This is a genomic window from Burkholderia sp. JP2-270 (genome assembly GCF_003233675.1).
Lineage (GTDB): Bacteria > Pseudomonadota > Gammaproteobacteria > Burkholderiales > Burkholderiaceae > Burkholderia > Burkholderia pyrrocinia_C.
This window is the reverse complement of sequence record NZ_CP029826.1, coordinates 1295641-1313310: the sequence shown is the minus strand read 5'-3', so window position 1 is coordinate 1313310 and position 17670 is coordinate 1295641. Positions and strand designations below refer to the sequence as shown.

Annotated in this window: 15 protein-coding genes; 6 read left to right on the top strand and 9 right to left on the bottom strand. The window is 67.1% G+C overall.

Going from position 1 to position 17670, the window contains the following annotated elements; all coding sequences use genetic code 11:
- Positions 1 to 45: 45 nt before the first annotated feature.
- Positions 46 to 732, bottom strand: a complete 687-nt coding sequence (locus tag DM992_RS38675) for a hydrolase (RefSeq protein ID WP_111021664.1) — start codon at positions 730 to 732, stop codon at positions 46 to 48.
- 310 nt (positions 733 to 1042) lie between these two features.
- Between DM992_RS38675 and DM992_RS38670 the strand changes: the two genes are divergently transcribed.
- Together DM992_RS38670 and DM992_RS38665 are read left to right on the top strand one after the other, a co-directional pair.
- A complete protein-coding gene (locus DM992_RS38670; RefSeq protein ID WP_111021481.1) occupies positions 1043 to 1309 on the top strand; it encodes a XapX domain-containing protein in 267 nt (88 codons plus the stop codon).
- 329 nt (positions 1310 to 1638) lie between these two features.
- A complete protein-coding gene (locus tag DM992_RS38665) occupies positions 1639 to 2547 on the top strand; it encodes a LysR family transcriptional regulator (RefSeq protein WP_034184360.1) in 909 nt (302 codons plus the stop codon).
- Positions 2548 to 2611: 64 nt separating this feature from the next.
- On the opposite strand, the gene DM992_RS38660 is transcribed toward DM992_RS38665, so the two are convergent.
- Together DM992_RS38660 and DM992_RS38655 are read right to left on the bottom strand one after the other, a co-directional pair.
- A complete protein-coding gene (locus DM992_RS38660; protein WP_111021480.1) occupies positions 2612 to 4075 on the bottom strand; it encodes a mechanosensitive ion channel family protein in 1464 nt (487 codons plus the stop codon).
- A gap of 364 nt (positions 4076 to 4439) precedes the next feature.
- Positions 4440 to 6233 carry a winged helix-turn-helix domain-containing protein gene (locus DM992_RS38655; protein ID WP_111021479.1) on the bottom strand — a complete coding sequence of 598 codons (1794 nt, stop codon included), beginning with the start codon at positions 6231 to 6233 and terminating at the stop codon, positions 4440 to 4442.
- 504 nt (positions 6234 to 6737) lie between these two features.
- On the opposite strand from DM992_RS38655, the gene DM992_RS38650 reads away from it, so the two are divergent.
- A complete protein-coding gene (locus tag DM992_RS38650) occupies positions 6738 to 7379 on the top strand; it encodes an HD domain-containing protein (protein ID WP_111021478.1) in 642 nt (213 codons plus the stop codon).
- Positions 7380 to 7428: 49 nt separating this feature from the next.
- Here DM992_RS38650 and DM992_RS38645 read toward each other — a convergent pair whose 3' ends face one another.
- Positions 7429 to 8250: an alpha/beta hydrolase gene (locus DM992_RS38645; RefSeq protein WP_111021477.1), complete on the bottom strand. Its 822-nt coding sequence runs from the start codon at positions 8248 to 8250 to the stop codon at positions 7429 to 7431.
- Positions 8251 to 8320: 70 nt separating this feature from the next.
- Positions 8321 to 8746, bottom strand: a complete 426-nt coding sequence (locus DM992_RS38640) for a DUF3331 domain-containing protein (RefSeq protein ID WP_111021476.1) — start codon at positions 8744 to 8746, stop codon at positions 8321 to 8323.
- 554 nt (positions 8747 to 9300) lie between these two features.
- On the opposite strand from DM992_RS38640, the gene DM992_RS38635 reads away from it, so the two are divergent.
- The gene (locus DM992_RS38635) at positions 9301 to 10122 is read left to right on the top strand and encodes an alpha/beta hydrolase (protein ID WP_034184366.1); all 822 of its coding nucleotides are present in this window, start codon (positions 9301 to 9303) and stop codon (positions 10120 to 10122) included.
- 153 nt (positions 10123 to 10275) lie between these two features.
- Here the strand turns inward: DM992_RS38635 and DM992_RS38630 are convergent, their stop codons facing one another.
- Complete coding sequence (locus tag DM992_RS38630) at positions 10276 to 11856, bottom strand: MFS transporter (RefSeq protein ID WP_111021475.1); 1581 nt, start codon at positions 11854 to 11856, stop codon at positions 10276 to 10278.
- 44 nt (positions 11857 to 11900) lie between these two features.
- Here DM992_RS38630 and DM992_RS38625 point away from each other — a divergent pair, with 44 nt between their 5' ends.
- A complete protein-coding gene (locus DM992_RS38625) occupies positions 11901 to 12968 on the top strand; it encodes an HlyD family secretion protein (RefSeq protein ID WP_111021474.1) in 1068 nt (355 codons plus the stop codon).
- Positions 12965 to 14389, top strand: coding sequence for an efflux transporter outer membrane subunit (locus tag DM992_RS38620; protein WP_111021473.1), 1425 nt, complete (start codon positions 12965 to 12967; stop codon positions 14387 to 14389). Before DM992_RS38625 ends, DM992_RS38620 begins: the two co-directional genes overlap by 4 nt.
- Positions 14390 to 14640: 251 nt before the next feature.
- On the opposite strand, the gene DM992_RS38615 is transcribed toward DM992_RS38620, so the two are convergent.
- From DM992_RS38615 to DM992_RS42095, 3 genes are all read right to left on the bottom strand, one after another.
- Complete coding sequence (locus DM992_RS38615) at positions 14641 to 15315, bottom strand: response regulator (RefSeq protein ID WP_111021472.1); 675 nt, start codon at positions 15313 to 15315, stop codon at positions 14641 to 14643.
- A 106-nt stretch (positions 15316 to 15421) separates the two neighbouring features.
- Positions 15422 to 15967, bottom strand: coding sequence for a response regulator (locus DM992_RS38610; protein ID WP_239511493.1), 546 nt, complete (start codon positions 15965 to 15967; stop codon positions 15422 to 15424).
- Positions 15897 to 17366, bottom strand: a complete 1470-nt coding sequence (locus tag DM992_RS42095; RefSeq protein WP_162631846.1) for a winged helix-turn-helix domain-containing protein — start codon at positions 17364 to 17366, stop codon at positions 15897 to 15899. The genes DM992_RS38610 and DM992_RS42095 overlap by 71 nt, the downstream gene beginning before the upstream one ends.
- Between the last annotated feature and the right edge of the window lie 304 nt (positions 17367 to 17670).

Sequence of the window (17670 nt, the reverse complement as noted above, 5' to 3'; positions counted from 1 at the left end):
CACGAAACACGCCGCATCGGCATCGACAGTCGCGACTGCCTGCGGTTACTTCGCCGGCACGGGCGGGATCGACTCGTGCGGCGTCAGCGTACGCTCGGCCGCCTTGTGGACCATCGTGTACGCGTAATCGACGCCCATCCCGTACGCGCCCGAGTGCTCCTTCGCGATCGCCATCACGGCGTCGTAAGTCTCGCGGTGTGCCCAGTCGCGCTGCCACTCGAGCAGGACCTGCTGCCACGTGACCGGCACCACGCCGGCCTGCACCATCCGCTGCATCGCGAAATCGTGCGCGGCCTGCGACGTGCCGCCCGATGCGTCGGCGACCATGTAGATTTCGTAGTCGCCTTCGAGCATCGCGCACAGCGCGAACGTCGTATTGCAGACCTCCGTCCACAGGCCCGACACGACCACCTTCTTGCGGCCGTTTGCGGCAAGCGCGTCGCGCACCTTCTGGTCGTCCCACGAGTTCATCGACGTGCGCTCGAGCGTCTTCTGGTTCGGGAACACGTCGAGCAGCTCGGGATAGGTGTGACCCGAGAAGCTCTCGGATTCCACCGTCGTGATCGTGGTCGGGATGTTGAACACCTTCGCGGCCTTCGCGAGCCCGACGACGTTGTTCTTCAGCGCCTGGCGGTCGATCGACTGCACGCCGAACGCCATCTGCGGCTGCTGGTCGATGAAGATCAGCTGGCTGTTCTGGGGGGTGAGTACTTCAAGCTTCGGGTTGCTCATGGCGGTCATGTCCTTTGACGCGGAGAAAAAAGAGGGGCTGCCTCGCCGGCAAGCCGGGGGCGCCCGATGCGCTGTGCCGGCAGGTTCGCCTGCCAGCCGGTGTCATTCAACACGCGATTTCATGGTAACGCCACTTAATCAAATCGATTAATAAAATCCCTAAAACCAGGCCTTAAAAGATCTTAAAACCATCGAATTGAATGATCACATCAAAAAAGACCTGCTACGCTATCGAATGAATTCCGGATCGTCCCGGGATCGGTAGTTATCCGTATTTTTCACACGGTTGTCATTCACTTATAGCCGAATCATGAAGCCGTATATTTCATCGCTGCTTGCCGGGATTCTCGCCGGCGTTGTCTACTTCCTGATCGGCGTGCAATCACCCGCTCCGCCCACGATCGCACTGGCCGGCCTGCTGGGAATCCTTGCCGGCGAACAGATCCTGCCGATCGCACGGAGGATGCTCGCCGGGATTCATCTGAAAACCGCGTGGAGCGAAGCGAAGTGCAGCCAGCACATGTTCGGCTCCCTGCCCGGCGCCCAGGCATCCGATGCCGCCGCGAAGAAGCGTTAATCGACGCCGTCGTGATACGCGTTGATTGACCGGATTCCGGGGGCCGATCGGCGGGCCAACCGATCGGCCGACACCGACGACACGCGGGCAAGCGGAACGCGAAGCACCCGCGAAACCCGCGCTCAGCCGGCACGGCTCCCCCGTGCGCTGACGCTCCGGAAATGGCGCGCATCGCCAATACCGATCGGACGCTGCAATCGCGCGACGCAATCTTGCCCGGAACAGGATGGCACTCCGGCTCCGGCGTCCGGATAATTTGTTCCGGTTCGTATTGGACTCTGCAGCGCTTGGCGATAACATGACAGCCCGACGCCCGCGTGGAATCCATCATGAAGCTGTCATTCGAAGCGCTCGAAGCACTGGACGCGATCGATCGCACCGGCACATTCGCCGAAGCCGCGGAGCTCCTGCACCGCGTACCGTCTGCACTGACCTATCTCGTACAAAAGCTCGAAAGCGACCTCGACGTCGCACTGTTCGACCGCAGCGGGCGCCGCGCGAAGCTCACGCACGCGGGCCGCGTAGTCGTCGAGGAGGGCCGCCGGCTGCTGCATGCAGCCCAACAGCTCGAACTCAAGGCACTGCGTGCACAGCAAGGCTGGGAAACCGAGGTTCGCATCTGTATCGACGAGATCCTGCCGTTCGACGCGTTGTGGCCGTACGTGCATACGTTCTACGGACTCGAGATGAACACGCGGCTGCGCCTGTCCACCGAAGTGCTCGGCGGCACCTGGGATGCGCTGATTTCGCGCCGCGCGGATCTCGTCGTCGGCGCGGTGGGCGAGCCGCCGGAGCTGCCGAACATCGTCGCGCGGCCGATCGGCACGCTCAGGCACGTGTTCGCCGTCGCCCCCACCCATCCGCTCGCGGCGCTGCCCGAACCGCTGTCGATGGCGTCGGTCGTCGAGTATCGCGGCGCCGTCATCAGCGATACCTCTCGCGAACTGCAGCCACGCTCGGTCAACGTCGATGCCGGGCAGCCGTATCTCGCGGTCCCCACGCTCGCCGCAAAACTGGCCGCGCAGTGCGAAGGACTGGCGGTGGGCACGCTGCCGGATTGCGTCGCGGCACGCGCGATCGCGCAGGGCAAGCTCGTCGCCCGCCAGGTGACCGGCATGCGCGACACAACACAGTGCTATATCGCATGGCGCGGCGACGAAGCCGGACGCGCGCTGCACTGGTGGGTCGAGCAGCTCGACCGCCCCGATCTCGTCGACCGGTTCACCGCGCTCGCCTGATTCCGCCGCACGCCGGCCGCACCGCTCGATCGGCCTTTCTCCGCGATCTTCCGCCACCGCCGCGTCAGCCGAACGAATCGTGAAGGCGCTTCATCTCCTTCTCGAGCCACTCGATCAGGTTGAACGACGCATGCGCGGTCGCGGCCGGCGGGATCATCATCTTTTCCTCGGTCGCGATGTGTTCGTTCAGGGATTCGCACATCAGCCGTCCGAGTTCGGGTTTCCTCGCGAGCAGCGGCGACAGGTCGCGGCTGCTCAACTGATAGGCCGTCACGGCCGTCACCGCGTAGACGCTCGCATGAAGTTGCGTGCCGGCCAGCACGACGGACTGGCCGATCGCGTCGCCCGGCACCATCCGCCTGACCTCGATGTCGCCTGTCGCGCCCGGCACGAACACCGACGCGACACCGGACCCGACGATCGTCAGCAGGCGCGTATCGGAATTCGACGCGTAGATCACTTCCCCTTTGTGGAATACGCGCGACGCCAGCGCATCGGCCAGCACCGCCAGATCCTCGTCGTCGAGTTGCCTGAAGAGTTCGACCGCGCGCAGCAGCCGTTGACCGCTCGAAGCCGGCCGGTGCGCCGCGGCCATCCCGCCGAGCGGGCGCAGCGCGATGTCCGCGGCGGCGAGATGCCGGTGGGCCAGATCGTAGAGCCGGTTACGCACCGCCACTTTTTTTTGCAGCGCGTCGACGTAACAGACGAGTTCGTATTCGACGGAATTGGTCCTGAAGGCCTTGACGATCGAGATCGGCGCGGGACTGGCCAGCACATCCAGCGAACTGGCCGCAGCGCGGTCGAGCGCATCGACGACGACGGCCGGCCGTACTGCCGGATCGATCTCGATCGTCAATGTCACGCCGTGCACGCTCGCGGGTTCGCTCAGGTTGACGATCGTCGCCTTCGCCGCCACGCTGTTCGGCACGACGACCAGGTTGCCGAGGCTGTTGATCATCTTTGTCGCGCGCCAGTTGCTTTCGACTATCCGCCCTTCCAGTTCGCCGATGGCCACCGTATCGCCCAGGCGAAACGGCTGGGTGGTATTCAGCACGAGGCCCGAGAACACATCGTTCAGCGTGTTCTGGACGGCCAGGCCGAGGATCACGGCCACGGCGCCCGAGGTCGCGACCAGGCCGCTCAGCGGCAGGCCCAGTACGTAACCCAGCGCGGCCACCGCGGCCGCACCGAACACGGCGCCCGCGGCGATGTCGTGAAACAGCCGCTGGTTGCGCCACGCGCGCGGCAGCAGCAGATGGTCGAGCATCAGGCTGAACACCAGCGCGCACTGCAACCACCATGCGACGCCGATCGCCTGGATTGCAAGTCGGTCGAACCGGTCGGGCGACGGTGGCACCGCGAGCGGGCTCACGCCGGTGGCGAACAGCACATAGGTCAACGCGGCGAACGACGCGCAGCGCCAGACCGCTTTCGCCGTCGAACGGCCAGGCCCGAGCAACCGCCACGCAACGAGGTCGGCAACGACGATCGGCGCGCCGTAGGCGACCGTGACGGACAGGTTCAGCATGCTGGAATGGGCCGCGTGCGCGCGTTGCGACTGGCGGGGAACCCGCGCGATCGCATGGCTCGCGCTACCCGATCCGGCGAGCGGCCGCCCGCAGCGAATCGTGGCATGAAAGGTCGGACTGGACAGGTTTCATGCAGTAGTCGTTCGATGACGCGCGAAGTCGCCGCGGCACGACATGTGCCGATTGCCGCCCCACGCTGGCATTCGGTGGCGCCGGGATATCGACAAGCGGCGGTGCGAAACGGTCTGCCGCACGCACGCCTGCGAATCGCCGACGGTCTCCATGCGTGCAATGTAGACGCACCGGCCGGCCAAGTCCTGAGTTCAGGCTGAAACGTTCTGAATTCGGCAGCGGCACGCGCCGTTACGGTTCGCGCGCCGGCAACCCGGCCTCGTCCGCGTCGACCCCGAGCGCGTGCAGTTCGGACCAGGCGTCGTGCACGACCTGCGTCGACCCCGAGGTATGAGCAAGCGCGGCGGCATAGGCGGCCAGCAGGCGCACGCGCGCATCCTCGCGCGCCCGCGTCTCGTCCATATTCCGCATTGCATCGAGCGCCGCGCGCGCCCGTTCGCGACATTCGTCCACCAGCGACAGGTCGAACAGGCACGGGACCGCGACGGCCGCCAGCGCGATGCCGACCTCCGCATCGCCGTTCGGCGAAAACGCCCAGTCGAGCGCCGCGCGCAGATTGCCGAGTTCGCGCCGGATCACGTCGAGCCGTGATTCGGCCCGCGGCCCGTCGTCGCCACCGGGTGCAAGCCTGAACAACGTATTGAAGTAGTTCGCATGCGCGAGTGCCGCGGCTGCGCATTCGCCGTTGTTCGCGAGCTGCTGCAGCGCATACGCGCGCGTCGTGGTCAGCAGCCGGTAGCGCGGCGCGCCGTGCGCGCTCTCGAGGCTCAGCAGCGACTTCGACACGAGGCCGGCGATCGTGTCGAGCAGGTCCGCATCGGCCAGCCCCTTCGTGCCGACGATCTCCCGCACCGCGTCGATCGAGAAGCTGTCGCGGAACACGCCGAGCCACCGCAACAACAGGCGCTCCGCGTCCCCGAGCAGGCGGTAGCTCCAGTCGTACATCGCCTGCAGCGTCTGATGACGCGGCAAGGCCGTACGAAAACCGCCGGTCAGCAACCTGAAATGATCGTCGAGATGCGCGGCCAGCACATCGATGCCGAGCACGGCCGCGCGGGCCGCTGCCAGTTCGATGGCGAGCGGGAGACCATCGAGGCGCCGGCACACCGACGCCATCAGCGACACACTGCGTCCGTCGAGCGGAAAGCGAGGATCGGAGGCGCACACGCGCGTCGAGAACAGTTGCACCGCGCTTGCGCGCAGGATCTCGGCATCGTCGGCGCCTTCGCCGGGCACATCGAGCGGCGGAATCGGACACAGCCGCTCGCCCTGGATACGCAGCGCCTCGCGGCTGGTCGCGAGGACGCACAATCCGGTGTCCGACTCGGTCAGTGCAGTCGCGATCTGCGCGGCGGCGTCGAGCAGATGTTCGCAATTGTCGAGCACCAGCAACATCCGGCGGTTCGCCACGCTGGCCAGCACCGCTTCGAGCGTCAGCGATCCGGCCGGCTGCACGATGCCGAACGCACCGGCCAGCGCGGCGGGCACGAATTGAGGACACGCAACCGTGGCCAACGACACGAACGCGGCACCATCCGGAAAGCTCGCCTCGGCCCGCATGGCCGCTTCGAGCGCGACCCGCGTCTTGCCGATGCCGCCCGCCCCGACCAGCGTCACGACGCGCGCGGTGTCGAGCACCGCGAGGACGTCGGCGACGGTCTGCTCGCGGCCGATGAGCGCGGTCGGCGCGGCGGTCAGCCGCGACGCCGCGGGACGCACCGACGCCACGCCTTCGGCCTGGGCGCCGACCAGCCGATAGCCGCGCCCCGGCACCGTGACGATCAGGTTCCGGTCGCCGGCCAGCGCCTTGCGCAGTGCGGCGATATGCACCTGCAGGTTGTTTTCCTCCACGATCGTGTGCGGCCACACGCGCTGCATGATCTCGTCTTTCGACACCAATGCGCCGTTCGCCCGAATCAGGAGTTCGAGAATTTCGAATGCGCGGCTGCCGATGCGCAGCAGTTTGCCGTTCGAGCGAATTTCACGCCTGTCGAGAAAAACGTGAAGCGTTCCAATCCTGATCATGGGAATTCTTAATCGATTTCATTCATTGATGCCCTGTCAGAAATGACACCGGTTCGACGCCATGCTACGGCATTTGCGTCGAGAAATGATTCAAATTATCAGAACAGGAAGAGCAAATTTTTTGAATCGAAGAGAACCACGATCGCCGTGACACCTGCAGGGCATACGCCGTGCCCCCGACACGGCGCACCACGGCATCCTGCATTTTCAATGCGCGAAACATCCGTTCACCCGTGAACCCGCTTCGCGGGATAAAACGGCCGATTGGCCGGAATCCATTTCGTGATCTCGTTAATTGAAATCGCAGCTCGCATGACTTGCGAAAAAACCGGGTAAAAGCGACGCGCAAAACGCAGCAAAATCGATTCCGGGCGCGAGAACCGGTCGGATTTTCCGTTCAGAACGATTCAGGCTCCGCTCAGGACATTCAGCGGCGCGGCGCGCGACGATGCTTCGATGGCGCCAGCGTCGAGCGACCGCCGTCACGCCGCGAGGAACACTACCATGGGCAACCGTATCGCCGGCATCCGGATTCCCGACGGCCCGATCGCACGGGAGGCCGCCGCGACCGTGCGCGCCGGCGAACCGGAACTCCTGTTCCGGCACGCGATGCGCGTGTTCGCGTTTGCGTCGATCATCGGGCTGCGTCGCGGCATCGCATTCGACGCCGAGCTGCTGTACGTCGCCGCGCTGTTCCATCACTTCGGGCTGGCGGAGCGCTACCGGCATTCGCGCCGGCGCTTCGAAATCGACGGCGCGAATGCCGCACACGCGTTCCTCGGCGGATACGGCGTCGCCGCCGACGATGCGGAGGAGGTCTGGCGTGCGATCGCGCTACACACGACCTTCGGCATTCACCCGTACATGACGCCGTTGACGGCGTTGCTCGGCGCGGGTATCGAGACGGATCTCTTTGCGCGTCATTTCGACGACGTGTGCCGGTCCGAACGCGACGAGATCGTGAACGCGTGGCCGCGCGGCCCGGGTTTCAAGGAGCTTTTCCTCGAGGCGCTCGCCGCGGGCACCGCGCATCGCCCTGCCGCTGCGTTCGGCAACGTCGGCGCCGACGTGCTCGAGCGTTGCGACCCGGACTATCGTCGTACGAATTTCTGCGGCCTGGTGCTCGGGTCGAAATGGACGGAGTGAGCCGTCCGGTCGGCCGGGCCCGCTCCGCCACGTCACTGCCGCCGCCGGGTCATGCGCGGGCGAACGCCAGCAGTTCGTCGTTCAATCGTTGCGCATGCGTCAGATACAGCGCATGCGGCCCGCCCTCGTAGACGCTCAGCGTCGCGTGCGGCACGCGCTTCGCCGTGGCCGCGCCCGTGAGCGCGAGCGGCACCGTCTGGTCGTCGTCGCCGTGAATCACGAGCGTCGGCACGTCGAACTTGTCGAGATCCGCCCTGAAATCGGTTTCGGAAAACGCGCCGACGCAATCGAGCGTGCCCTTCAATCCGGCCTGCAGCGCCATGAACGAGGTCCAGTCGAGCGCGGCGCGCGAGATCGTCGAAGCGGCCCGGTTCGAACCGGTGAACAGCGGCCAGAATTGCTCGAAAAATGCCGCGCGGTCGGCCACGATGCCCGCGCGAATACCGTCGAACACGGCCACGTCGACGCCGTCCGGATGGTCGTCGCGTCGCGCGACCAGCGGCGTCACCGCCCCCATCAGGACGGCCTTCGCGATGTGTCGCGTGCCGTGCCGGCCGATGTAGCGCGCCACTTCGCCGCCGCCCATCGAAAAACCGACGAGCGTCACGTCGCGCAGCGCGAGCGTCTCGATCAGCGTCGCGAGATCGTCCGCCAGCGTGTCGTAGTCGTACCCCGTCCACGGCTGCCCGGATCGGCCGAAGCCGCGCCGGTCGTAGGCGATGCAACGAAAACCGTTCGATGCGAGATGATGCATCTGGACGTCCCACATGTCCGCATTCAGCGGCCAGCCGTGAATGAACACGACCGGGCGCCCTGCGCCCCAGTCCTTGTAGTGGATCGAAACGCCGTCGCGTGTCGTGAACGTGCTCATGAAGATTCCTCAGCGGTGAAAATGCAGCGGTCGCCAGCGATGGCCGACGGACAGGGCACACCGTCCCGGGTCATGAACGGGACAGCCTGACGATGAAACGGTCGAGTTCGGACGCGAGGATCACCTCGCGGTAGTTCGCGGGGCGCTTCGCTCCGCGCCATTGCGGCTTGTAGATCGCATCGCCGGTATGAATCGTGATGCCGGTCAGCGCGCAGCGGCCGAGGGCGCGAGACTTTGCGCTGATCCAGCGCTGCTCGTCGTAGCGGCAGCGCGTCGGATCGCTCCACGATATCAGCACCGACGAATCGGTCTGCCGCTCGGCGGCGACGATCGCGCAACGGCGGCGCACGCCACCGCTCGACGCGGGCGGCGCATCGTCGCGATGGCGGCGGCGCGCGGCGTCCGGATCGCGAAGATGCGACGGCGCACAGCGGCTCGTGGCCGGCGACGGGTCGAGCAGCGTCATAACGTGCTCCCAGCGATTGAATTCGTCCATGGCGGCGTACCCAGGCAAATGGCAAAGGGAGCGGATGGTTCGCACCCGCCCGCATTGCGGTCGTCATCCGCCGGCACGAACTGGCAAGACCCGCGACGGGATGACCTGATGCTGACGATAGCGAGCCGCCGCTGAAGAGTCTTGATTCCGGGCTTAATTTTTCTGGCCGGCGCGGCGTGCGGCGTGCGCCGCGACCGGCTTCATGAAAATTCAGCGCGATTTCAGTACAGGCCGCATGACCGCGCGATAGGCTGCTGTCGGCGTTCGTTCGCTAACCCTTGCGCGCCTGCCGGCCCGCGACCGCGAACGCTCGCCGGCTGCCGGCGCGATTGCCGCATGCGGGCAGGTCCGAACCATCCATCCAACGCGGCATCGTTCCACCGCACGTTCAAGGAGTCCCAATGCGTCCAGCAGACATCGACGCCGTTCCCTCGGCGCGTCGCCGAGACATGCTGCTTGCCGGCGCGACCGCCGTTGCAGCCGCCGCGTTGCCGGCCGCCGCCGCCGCTGCCGCCCCCAAACACGCCGCTTCCGCCCATCAAGGAGCCCATGCGATGAACACGATCACCACCAAAGACGGTACGCAGATTTACTTCAAGGACTGGGGCAGCGGCCGCCCGGTCGTCTTCTCGCACGGCTGGCCGCTGTGCGCCGACGCGTGGGACCCGCAGATGCTGTTCCTCGTGCAGCACGGCTATCGCGTGATCGCGCACGACCGCCGCGGTCACGGCCGCTCGAGCCAGCCGTCGCACGGCAACGACATGGACACGTATGCCGACGATCTCGCGGCGCTGATGGATGCGCTCGACCTGCGCGAAGCCACGCTCGTCGGCCATTCCACCGGCGGCGGCGAAGTCGCGCACTACATCGGGCGCCACGGCACGAAGCGCGTGTCGAAGGCCGTGCTGATCGGCGCCGTGCCGCCGCAGATGGTGAAATCGGCGTCCAATCCCGGCGGCCTGCCGATGGACGTATTCGACGGCATCCGCAAGAACGTCGCCGAGAACCGTTCGCAGTTCTACAAGGATCTCGCCGTGCCGTTCTTCGGCTTCAACCGTCCGGATGCGAAGGTGTCACAGGGCACGATCGACGCGTTCTGGGCGCAGGGCATGATGGGCGGCGTCTATGGCCAGTATCTGTGCGTCAAGGAATTCTCCGAGGTCGACTACACCGAAGACCTGAAGAAGATCGACGTCCCGACGCTGATCCTGCACGGCGACGACGACCAGATCGTGCCGATCGACGATTCGGCCCGCCTGTCCGCGAAGATCGTGAAGCACGCGCAACTCAAGGTGATCCCCGGCGGAGCGCACGGGATGTGCGTCGTCAACGCCGACCGGATCAATGCCGAACTGCTCGCGTTCCTGAAGGCGTAAGCATCGCGACACGGCGCGCCCTGCCTTCAGACCTTCAGGCCGGCGCGCTCTTCAGCACGATTCAGGATTTTTCAGGTCGCCGCCATTGCGTTGCGGCGGGCGCGATCGCCAGCATCGTCGATGCGGCATATCCGCCGATCCGGCGTCGGGCGCTCACCGCGCACGCGCCGGCCTGAGCAACATGCCGATCAACACCCCCGCGACCGCGAAAGCCGTCGCGACACGGAAATTGTCGGCCAGCGCGAGCGTGGTCGCCTGGATGCGGACCGCCCGGTCGAGCAGCGCATAAGCCGCCTGGTCGCCGGTCGCGAAGGTCGCGCCGTGCGACACGAGCGACGCCGCGCCGGCCCGCAAGCGCTCCAGCGTTTGCGGATCCGACAGCGTGACATGCAGACCGACGAGATTCGAATGGGTAGCCTCCATGATGCGCTGGATCACCGCGATCGACGTCGTGCCGAGCTGCCCGCTCAGCAGGCGCGTCGTCTGCACGACGGCGCCGAACGTCAGTACATGCTCGGCCGTCGCGTGCTTGCCGAAAAAGAACACGACCGACGTGAGTGCCATCGTCTGACCCAACGCCTGGAGCAGCTGCGACGGGATGAAGTCGGGTTCGGCCCAGACGGGCGTGAGGCGCGCGCCGAGCGCGAACGCGACCGCCACCATCGCGAAGCCGGCCACGATCAGCCGGCGTGGATCGACGCGTTGCAGCAGCCACGCCACGCACGGCGCGAACAGCAGCTGCGGCATCGCGATCCAGCGCAGCGTATCGCCGATCTGCAGCGGGCGAAGCCCGTAGGTGCTCGCGAGAAACGCCGACGGAATGAAGCTCGTGTTGAGCACGGTAAAGCGCACGAGGCCGACGAGCAGGATCAGCAACGCGACGTTGGGCAGCGCGAGGTAGCCGAGATCGAGCCCGGCCCGTCGCGACGTCAGTTCGTGGATCAGGAACGCGGCCACCATCACGATGCCGATGCACAGCAGCGCGACGATCAGCTGCGACTGGAACCAGAACAGCCGCTCGCCCTGATCGAGCGCGATGCACAGGCACGCGAACCCGCCGGCACCGAGCAGCATGCCGCGCGTATCGATACCGGACGCGATGCGCTTGATCGGCTCGGTGGACAGCGACAGCATCAGGCAGACGATGAACGGCACGGTCAGCAGTGCGTTCTGCCAGAACAGCCAGCGCCAGCTCAGGTGTTCGCTGTACCACCCTTCGAGCGTCGCCGACAGGTTGAGCGACATCTCGAGGTTCATCGCATATGCGGCGATGCCGAACGGAATCAGCCGCGGCGGCAGCGTGCGGACGACGAACCCGACGGTCAACGGCACGAACACGCCGGACGCGAAACCGGCCAGGCTCTGGAACACGATGAACGTGCCGAAGTTCGTGCACAGCGGCAGCACGCTTTCGACCACGAGAAACACCGCGGCGCCCGCCAGCAGCACGCGACGCGTGCCGAACACGAAGGCCGCCGCGATCGCGAGCGGCCCGACGAACATCTGCGACGCGATGAACGCTGTGTTGATCCACGCGCCGTCGTCGAACCCGACGCCGAGCGCACCGCGTATGTCGGCGAGCCCGAGCGACGTGATGCGCGACGTCAAGGTCGCGATGATCGCGCCGAGCAGCACGGCCGCGATCGCCGCGATCGAACGAAACGTCGGTATGTCGGAGGCCGGCGCTGCGGCCGGCCCCGGTGTCGCGCCACCGGGGGCGAACGTGGTGTTCATCGTCGAGCGGCTCCCGCACAAAAAGCTCGCGCAAGCATAGCGCGATGCGACAATTCCTGTCTTTTCGATGGAGTATTCCGATCGTGACCACGAACTCGCCGGACACGCCGCCCACTTCTGCCGCGCGTTCGCGCAAATGGCCGATCGTATTGATCGCCGGATGCGCGCTGTTGCTCGTCGCGCTGCTGGTCTATGAATTCGACGCGCATGATCGCGGCACCGACGACGCGTACGTGACGGGCCACCTGCACGTGATCTCGCCACGCGTGGCCGGCACGGTCGAGCGCGTGCTGGTGAACGACAACCAGTTCGTGCACGCGGGCGACCCGCTCGTGCGGCTCGACCCGCGCGATTTCGACGTGCGCATCGCGCTGCAGCGGGCCCGCGTCGCGCAGGCGCGCTCCGATGCGAGCCGCGCGAAGGCGCTGGTCGAGCAAGCCGAGGCGACGCTCGTGTCGGCGCATGCCGACGCCGAGAAAGCCGAGCTCGACTATGCACGGGCACGCGAACTGACCCGCGAAACCCCGCGCGGGCTGTCGCAGCAGGAATTCGATGCCGCCAACGCGACGCGCAAGTCCGCCCGCGCACGCATCGAGGCGGCCGAAGCGCAGCGGCGCAGCGCGCAGGCCGCGCAGCAGGCCGCCGATGCCGTGTCGAACCAGAACGACGCCGAGTTGCGCGATGCGGAGCTTCAGCGCCAGTACACGACCGTCGTGGCGCCGTCGGACGGCTACGTCGGCAAGAAGACGGTCGAGACCGGCGAGCATGTCGCGCCCGGCCAGGCGCTGCTCACGCTCGTCGAACCGCACCCATGGGTGGTCGCGAACTTCCGCGAAACCCAGCTCCGGCACGTTCGCGCCGGCGACGTCGTGCAGTTGCGCTTCGACGCGCTGCCGGACCGGACCTTCAGCGGGCACGTCGACAGCCTGTCGCCCGCGACGGGCGGGCAATTCTCGCTGTTGCCGCCCGACAACGCGACCGGCAACTTCACGAAAGTGACGCAGCGGGTGCCCGTCAAGATCCTGCTGGACGGCCCGGCCTCCGCCGAACCGCGCATTCGGCCCGGCCTGTCGGTCGTCGTTTCGCTGCAACGCGGCCGCACGCAGCCATGACCCGCATCGCCGCCCTGCTCGCCGCCGCCCTGCTGAGCGCGTGCACGATCGCGCCGCAGCCGCTCGCCCCCGTCGCAGTCGGATCCGACCGGTTCCGCCATGCGGATGCGGCGAGCGAACCCGCACCGTCGCTCGTGGATTGGCCCGCATCGTTCGGCGATCCGCCGCTCGTCGCGCTCGTCGATGCCGCGCTCGCCGGCAACCACGACATCCGTGCCGCCGCGGCACGCGTGGACCAGGCGCAGGCGCTGCTCGGCGTGCGCGAAGCCGCACTGGCGCCCACCGTCGGCGTCGATCCGTCGTTCAGCCGCTCGCGCGTATCCGGCACGGTCGACAACGCGTTGCCGAAACGCACGATGCACAACTGGTCGGTGCCGTTCAACGCCAGCTATGAAGTCGATCTGTGGGGGCGCCTGCGCGGCAATGCGGAGATCGGCAGGCAGAACGTGCTGCAGGCGGCTGCGGATCGCGCGGCCGTTCGCCTGCGCGTCGCGACCGACGTCGCGAGCGACTACCTGACGCTCCATTTCGTCGAGCAGGATCTCGCGACGCTCGCCCGCGCGATCGAATTGCGACGCACCGCGCTCGACGTGATCGCCGCGCGCGTGCGGGCCGGCGCGGCAAGCGATCTCGATGCGCTGCGCGCGGCGGCCGATCTCGATACGGCTCGCGCCGATCTCGCGGACAGCCGGCGGCTGCGCGAAAACCTCGTCGACGCGCTCGCCGTGCTGACCGGCGTCTCGCCGACCGCGTTCACGGTCGCGCCGACCGCGTCCGCCATGCGCGTGCCGGAGGTGCCGCCCGGCCTGCCGTCCGCGCTGCTCGCGCAACGGCCGGACGTCTATGCGGCGGCGCGCCGCGTCGACGCGGCATCGCTCGAAATCGGCGTCGCCCGCACCGCGTGGCTTCCGACCTTGACGCTGACCGCCCAGGGCGGGTTCGCCAGTCGCGACCTCGGCACGTTTCTCGACCGCAACAGTTCGCTGTGGGGCCTCGGCGCGAGCGTGGCCGAAACGGTGTTCGACGGCGGCAAGCGCGAGGCCGCGGTGGCCGCCGCGAAGGCAGGCGCGGACCTCGCCGACGCGAACTATCGCGCGACCGCGCTGGGCGCGCTGCGCGAGGTTCAGGACGCACTCAACGACATCGCCGCGCAGAACGAACGGATCGTGCGCTACGACAGCGCGGCGCGCGCCACCGAAGCGGCGGCGCGGTTGTCGCTGAGCCGTTACGGGCACGGCTACGTCAGTTATCTCGAGGTCATCGACGCGGACCGGGACGCGCTGAATGCGCGACGCCAGCTGATTCATAGCCGCCAGGCACTCGCGATCGCGACGGTCAATCTCGTGCGCGCGCTGGGCGGCGGGTGGACGCCGCCTGCGTCGACACCGGCGAGCGACGCGAAACACGCTGATCGATTCTGAAAAAACGCGCCGTCCGTTTCCGCTCGAACGGCCCCCGTATTTTCATGTCGCTCGTAAGCTTACCTAACGTTTTTTGCGTTGTCCGGTGTCGGCGCGCCGCATAGATTGGTCATGTCCGAATCTGCCGCAGCGAGACCTGTCATGGATCGCCTGAAAATGGTGTCTTGCGCACATCCCGATGGGCGTTTACGCAAGCCCGCGGTATCGTGCCGAAGCCGGCGCCGTTAAGTCGAACGACCCGGCACGCTCGCTCAGTCGCGTGCACCGGCCGGGCGCACGCCCAGCGCTTCGGCTTGCCGGACGAGATCCGGCAGCGTGCGGACCTGCATCTTCTTCATCACCTGGGCCCGATGCACCTTCACGGTGATTTCCTGCAGGCCGAGATTCGCTGCGATCTGCTTGTTCATCAGGCCCGCGACCACCTGGCTCATCACTTCGCGTTCGCGCGGCGTCAACGACGCGTAGGCCTGGCGCACCGCGCCCAGCGCGCGCTCGCGCGCGAGGCGCTCGCCGTCACGGGCCAGTGCGCGGCCGACGGCATCGAGCATCGCTTCCTCGTCGAACGGCTTCGTCAGGAAGTCGAGCGCGCCGCCCTTCATCGCCTTGACCGTCGTGGCCACGTCGCCGTAACCGGTCATGAACAGGATCGGCACGTTCAGGCCCGCACGCACCGCTTCCTCCTGAAGGGCCAGCCCGCTTTCGTCGACAAGACGCACGTCGAGGATCAGGCAGCTCGGCACGTCGGGCCGCTCGAACGCGAGAAACGCCCGCGACGACGCGAACGTCTCGACGCGAAACCCCGCCGAGCGCAACAGTGCGCTCAACGCGCGCCGCAGCGTTTCGTCGTCGTCGACCACATAGACGATCGGCGCCGGATCGCCCGCGCCCCGGTTGCCGGTCGACGTCATATCCGGCGTGCTCGCCATTGCATTCCCTGTGTACGCATTCGCTTCATTATCGAATGATAAACTAAGAAAAAGCCGAGCGGAACCGCCACGCCCCACACGGCGCGGCCGGTCGACGGGCCGCCGCTCACGCGGGAGGCGCGCCGGATGCGATCTGATCGATCAGATCGAGCATATCGTCGGACGGAAACGGCTTGCGCAGGAACGCGACCGCGCCTTGCGCGAGCGCGCGGCGCACCGACTCGCCGTCGCCGTGCGCCGACATGACGATGACCGGAATCGTCGCCTTGCGCTGAGCCAGCAGGCGCTGAACGTCGAGACCGCTCATACCCTTCATCTTCAGATCGACCAGCACGCAAGCCGCGCCGTCCAGCGGGCCGGCCGCGAGGAATTCCTCGCCCGACGCGAACGGCAATGCGGTATGCCCGGCCGATTTCAGCAAGCTGGCAAGACTCTTACGGACCGACGCATCGTCATCGATGATGCAAACAATGGCCATGAAATGAGAACCCGAGAATTTTGTCAATCCAGAACATCGCGACCCGGCTTGCGCTGCGTCGACGGGCATCGCCGCTTCGCGCAACGCCCGCGCAACCGGTGTTTCAGGCCCACGGTCCCGCAGCCAGCACCGGTTGGGCAGACGCTGCCGGTGCCGACTGCGCTTCGGTAGCAAAGGACGCACACCGGGCATGGAGGCGCCCGGCTTCGCCCGACTCCGCCAGTTTCTCGAGCGCATACGCGCGCACGACCTCGAGGAACGAGTAACGCTTCGAGAGTCCGACCGAATGAACGACAAGCAGCGATTTCGACGCAAGGCCGACCAGGCAGTCGAGCACCTCTTCGGCACCCAGTTCGTCGCAGGCGGCAAGCGCGCAGGCCGCGTCGAGCCGGAATGCATCCGGAAACACCGCGAGGCGGCACAGCACGGTGCGCTCCGTGTCGTCGAGCAGCCGGTAGCTCCAGTCGATGGTGGCCCTGAGGGTCTGCTGGCGGGGATGCGCGGTGCGCAGGCCGCCGGACAGCGACAGGACGGACTTGTCGAGATCGGCCGCCAGCCCCTGGATGCCGAGCGACGCAACCCGGGCCGCGCCGAGTTCGAGCGCGAGCGGCAGGCCGCTCAGGCGGCGGCAGATGGTCGCGATCGCGTTCAGCGTGTTCGTGTCCGCCGGAATGTCGGTGCCCATCGCGCGAGCCCGCGCCAGAAACATGCGGACGGCACCGCTCGCGACGATCTCGCCGTCGTTCGCGCCGGCCGGCGGCGGCGCCAGCGGGCCGACGCGATAAACGCGTTCGCCCGCGACACGCAAGGGTTCGCGGCTCGTCACGACGAGCGTCGCGCCGGCATTCGCCTCCGCAATCGCTTCGCAGAGGTCCGCCAGATCGTCGATGTGTTGCTCGGCATTGTCGAGCACCAGCATCACGCGCTGCTCGCCGATCGCGCGCACGACATCGGCAGGTTCGGCGGCAGGGCCGCCCGGCAGGTCGAGCGCGTCCAGCACCGCCGACTCCAGCGTCGCGTCGCCCTGCCAGCCGGCGAGATCGATCCGAACCATCTCGATGCCGCGCACCGCCGCCCAGGTCGTGGCGACCTCCAGCGCGAGATGCGTCTTGCCGACGCCGCCGGGGCCGACCAGCGTGACGAGCGCCTCGCGCTCGAGCAGCGCGTGCAGTTCGGCCGCCTCCTGCTCCCGGCCGATCAGCGGACATTTGCGCGGCACCGCGCCCGCGCGAACGCCGCCTGCCGGCTCGAACCCGGCCGGCAGGCGGTCGACGTGGTCCGGGTCGACCGGCGGAGCGAGACGATAGCCGCGGCCCGATTCGGTCCGTATCCAGCCGTGCTTGCCGCCGAACAGCTTGCGCAGCGTCGAGATGTGCACCTGGATGTTGTTCTCGACCACGATCGTATTCGGCCACACGGCCTGCATGATCTCGTCCTTCGACACGAGCCTGCCGGCCGCCTTCACCAGCAGCTCGAGAATCTCGAATGCCCGTGCGCCGATATACCGGGGCTGCCCGTCGACGCAGACTTCCCGGCATTCAAGGGAAACCGTCACCCGCCCGAACGTGTACATGATCCGCACTCGCTTATGCTGCTCCTCACCTTGCGCCGCCTCGCAAGGCGACGCCCTCTGTTCTGCCCGTCCGGCGCATCGATGCATGCCGGGAGGCTTGAACGCATCGTAGGGTGTGACAGGCGCGCCGACCACTATCCATAGGTTTAGTCCGGCGCCGGCCGGCCCGGTCGCCGGTGGGGCGAAGGGGGTACTGCAAATTCCCGCAGGCTGGCGGACAATGCACGAGCCGCCGCCCGAGCCTGCGCAACCCAGTCCGGCCGGCCCCTTTTTACGAACCGTTTTCGCCCTGCCCCACCCAGCC

Bases quoted from the DNA above. Each gene is read 5' to 3' on its own strand.
- DM992_RS38675 (WP_111021664.1), bottom strand. From the start codon at position 732: ATGAGCAACCCGAAGCTTGAAGTACTCACCCCCCAGAACAGCCAGCTG.
- DM992_RS38670 (WP_111021481.1), top strand. From the start codon at position 1,043: ATGAAGCCGTATATTTCATCGCTGCTTGCCGGGATTCTCGCCGGCGTT.
- DM992_RS38665 (WP_034184360.1), top strand. From the start codon at position 1,639: ATGAAGCTGTCATTCGAAGCGCTCGAAGCACTGGACGCGATCGATCGC.
- DM992_RS38660 (WP_111021480.1), bottom strand. From the start codon at position 4,075: ATGCTGAACCTGTCCGTCACGGTCGCCTACGGCGCGCCGATCGTCGTT.
- DM992_RS38655 (WP_111021479.1), bottom strand. From the start codon at position 6,233: ATGATCAGGATTGGAACGCTTCACGTTTTTCTCGACAGGCGTGAAATT.
- DM992_RS38650 (WP_111021478.1), top strand. From the start codon at position 6,738: ATGGGCAACCGTATCGCCGGCATCCGGATTCCCGACGGCCCGATCGCA.
- DM992_RS38645 (WP_111021477.1), bottom strand. From the start codon at position 8,250: ATGAGCACGTTCACGACACGCGACGGCGTTTCGATCCACTACAAGGAC.
- DM992_RS38640 (WP_111021476.1), bottom strand. From the start codon at position 8,746: ATGGACGAATTCAATCGCTGGGAGCACGTTATGACGCTGCTCGACCCG.
- DM992_RS38635 (WP_034184366.1), top strand. From the start codon at position 9,301: ATGAACACGATCACCACCAAAGACGGTACGCAGATTTACTTCAAGGAC.
- DM992_RS38630 (WP_111021475.1), bottom strand. From the start codon at position 11,856: ATGAACACCACGTTCGCCCCCGGTGGCGCGACACCGGGGCCGGCCGCA.
- DM992_RS38625 (WP_111021474.1), top strand. From the start codon at position 11,901: ATGCGACAATTCCTGTCTTTTCGATGGAGTATTCCGATCGTGACCACG.
- DM992_RS38620 (WP_111021473.1), top strand. From the start codon at position 12,965: ATGACCCGCATCGCCGCCCTGCTCGCCGCCGCCCTGCTGAGCGCGTGC.
- DM992_RS38615 (WP_111021472.1), bottom strand. From the start codon at position 15,315: ATGGCGAGCACGCCGGATATGACGTCGACCGGCAACCGGGGCGCGGGC.
- DM992_RS42095 (WP_162631846.1), bottom strand. From the start codon at position 17,366: ATGTACACGTTCGGGCGGGTGACGGTTTCCCTTGAATGCCGGGAAGTC.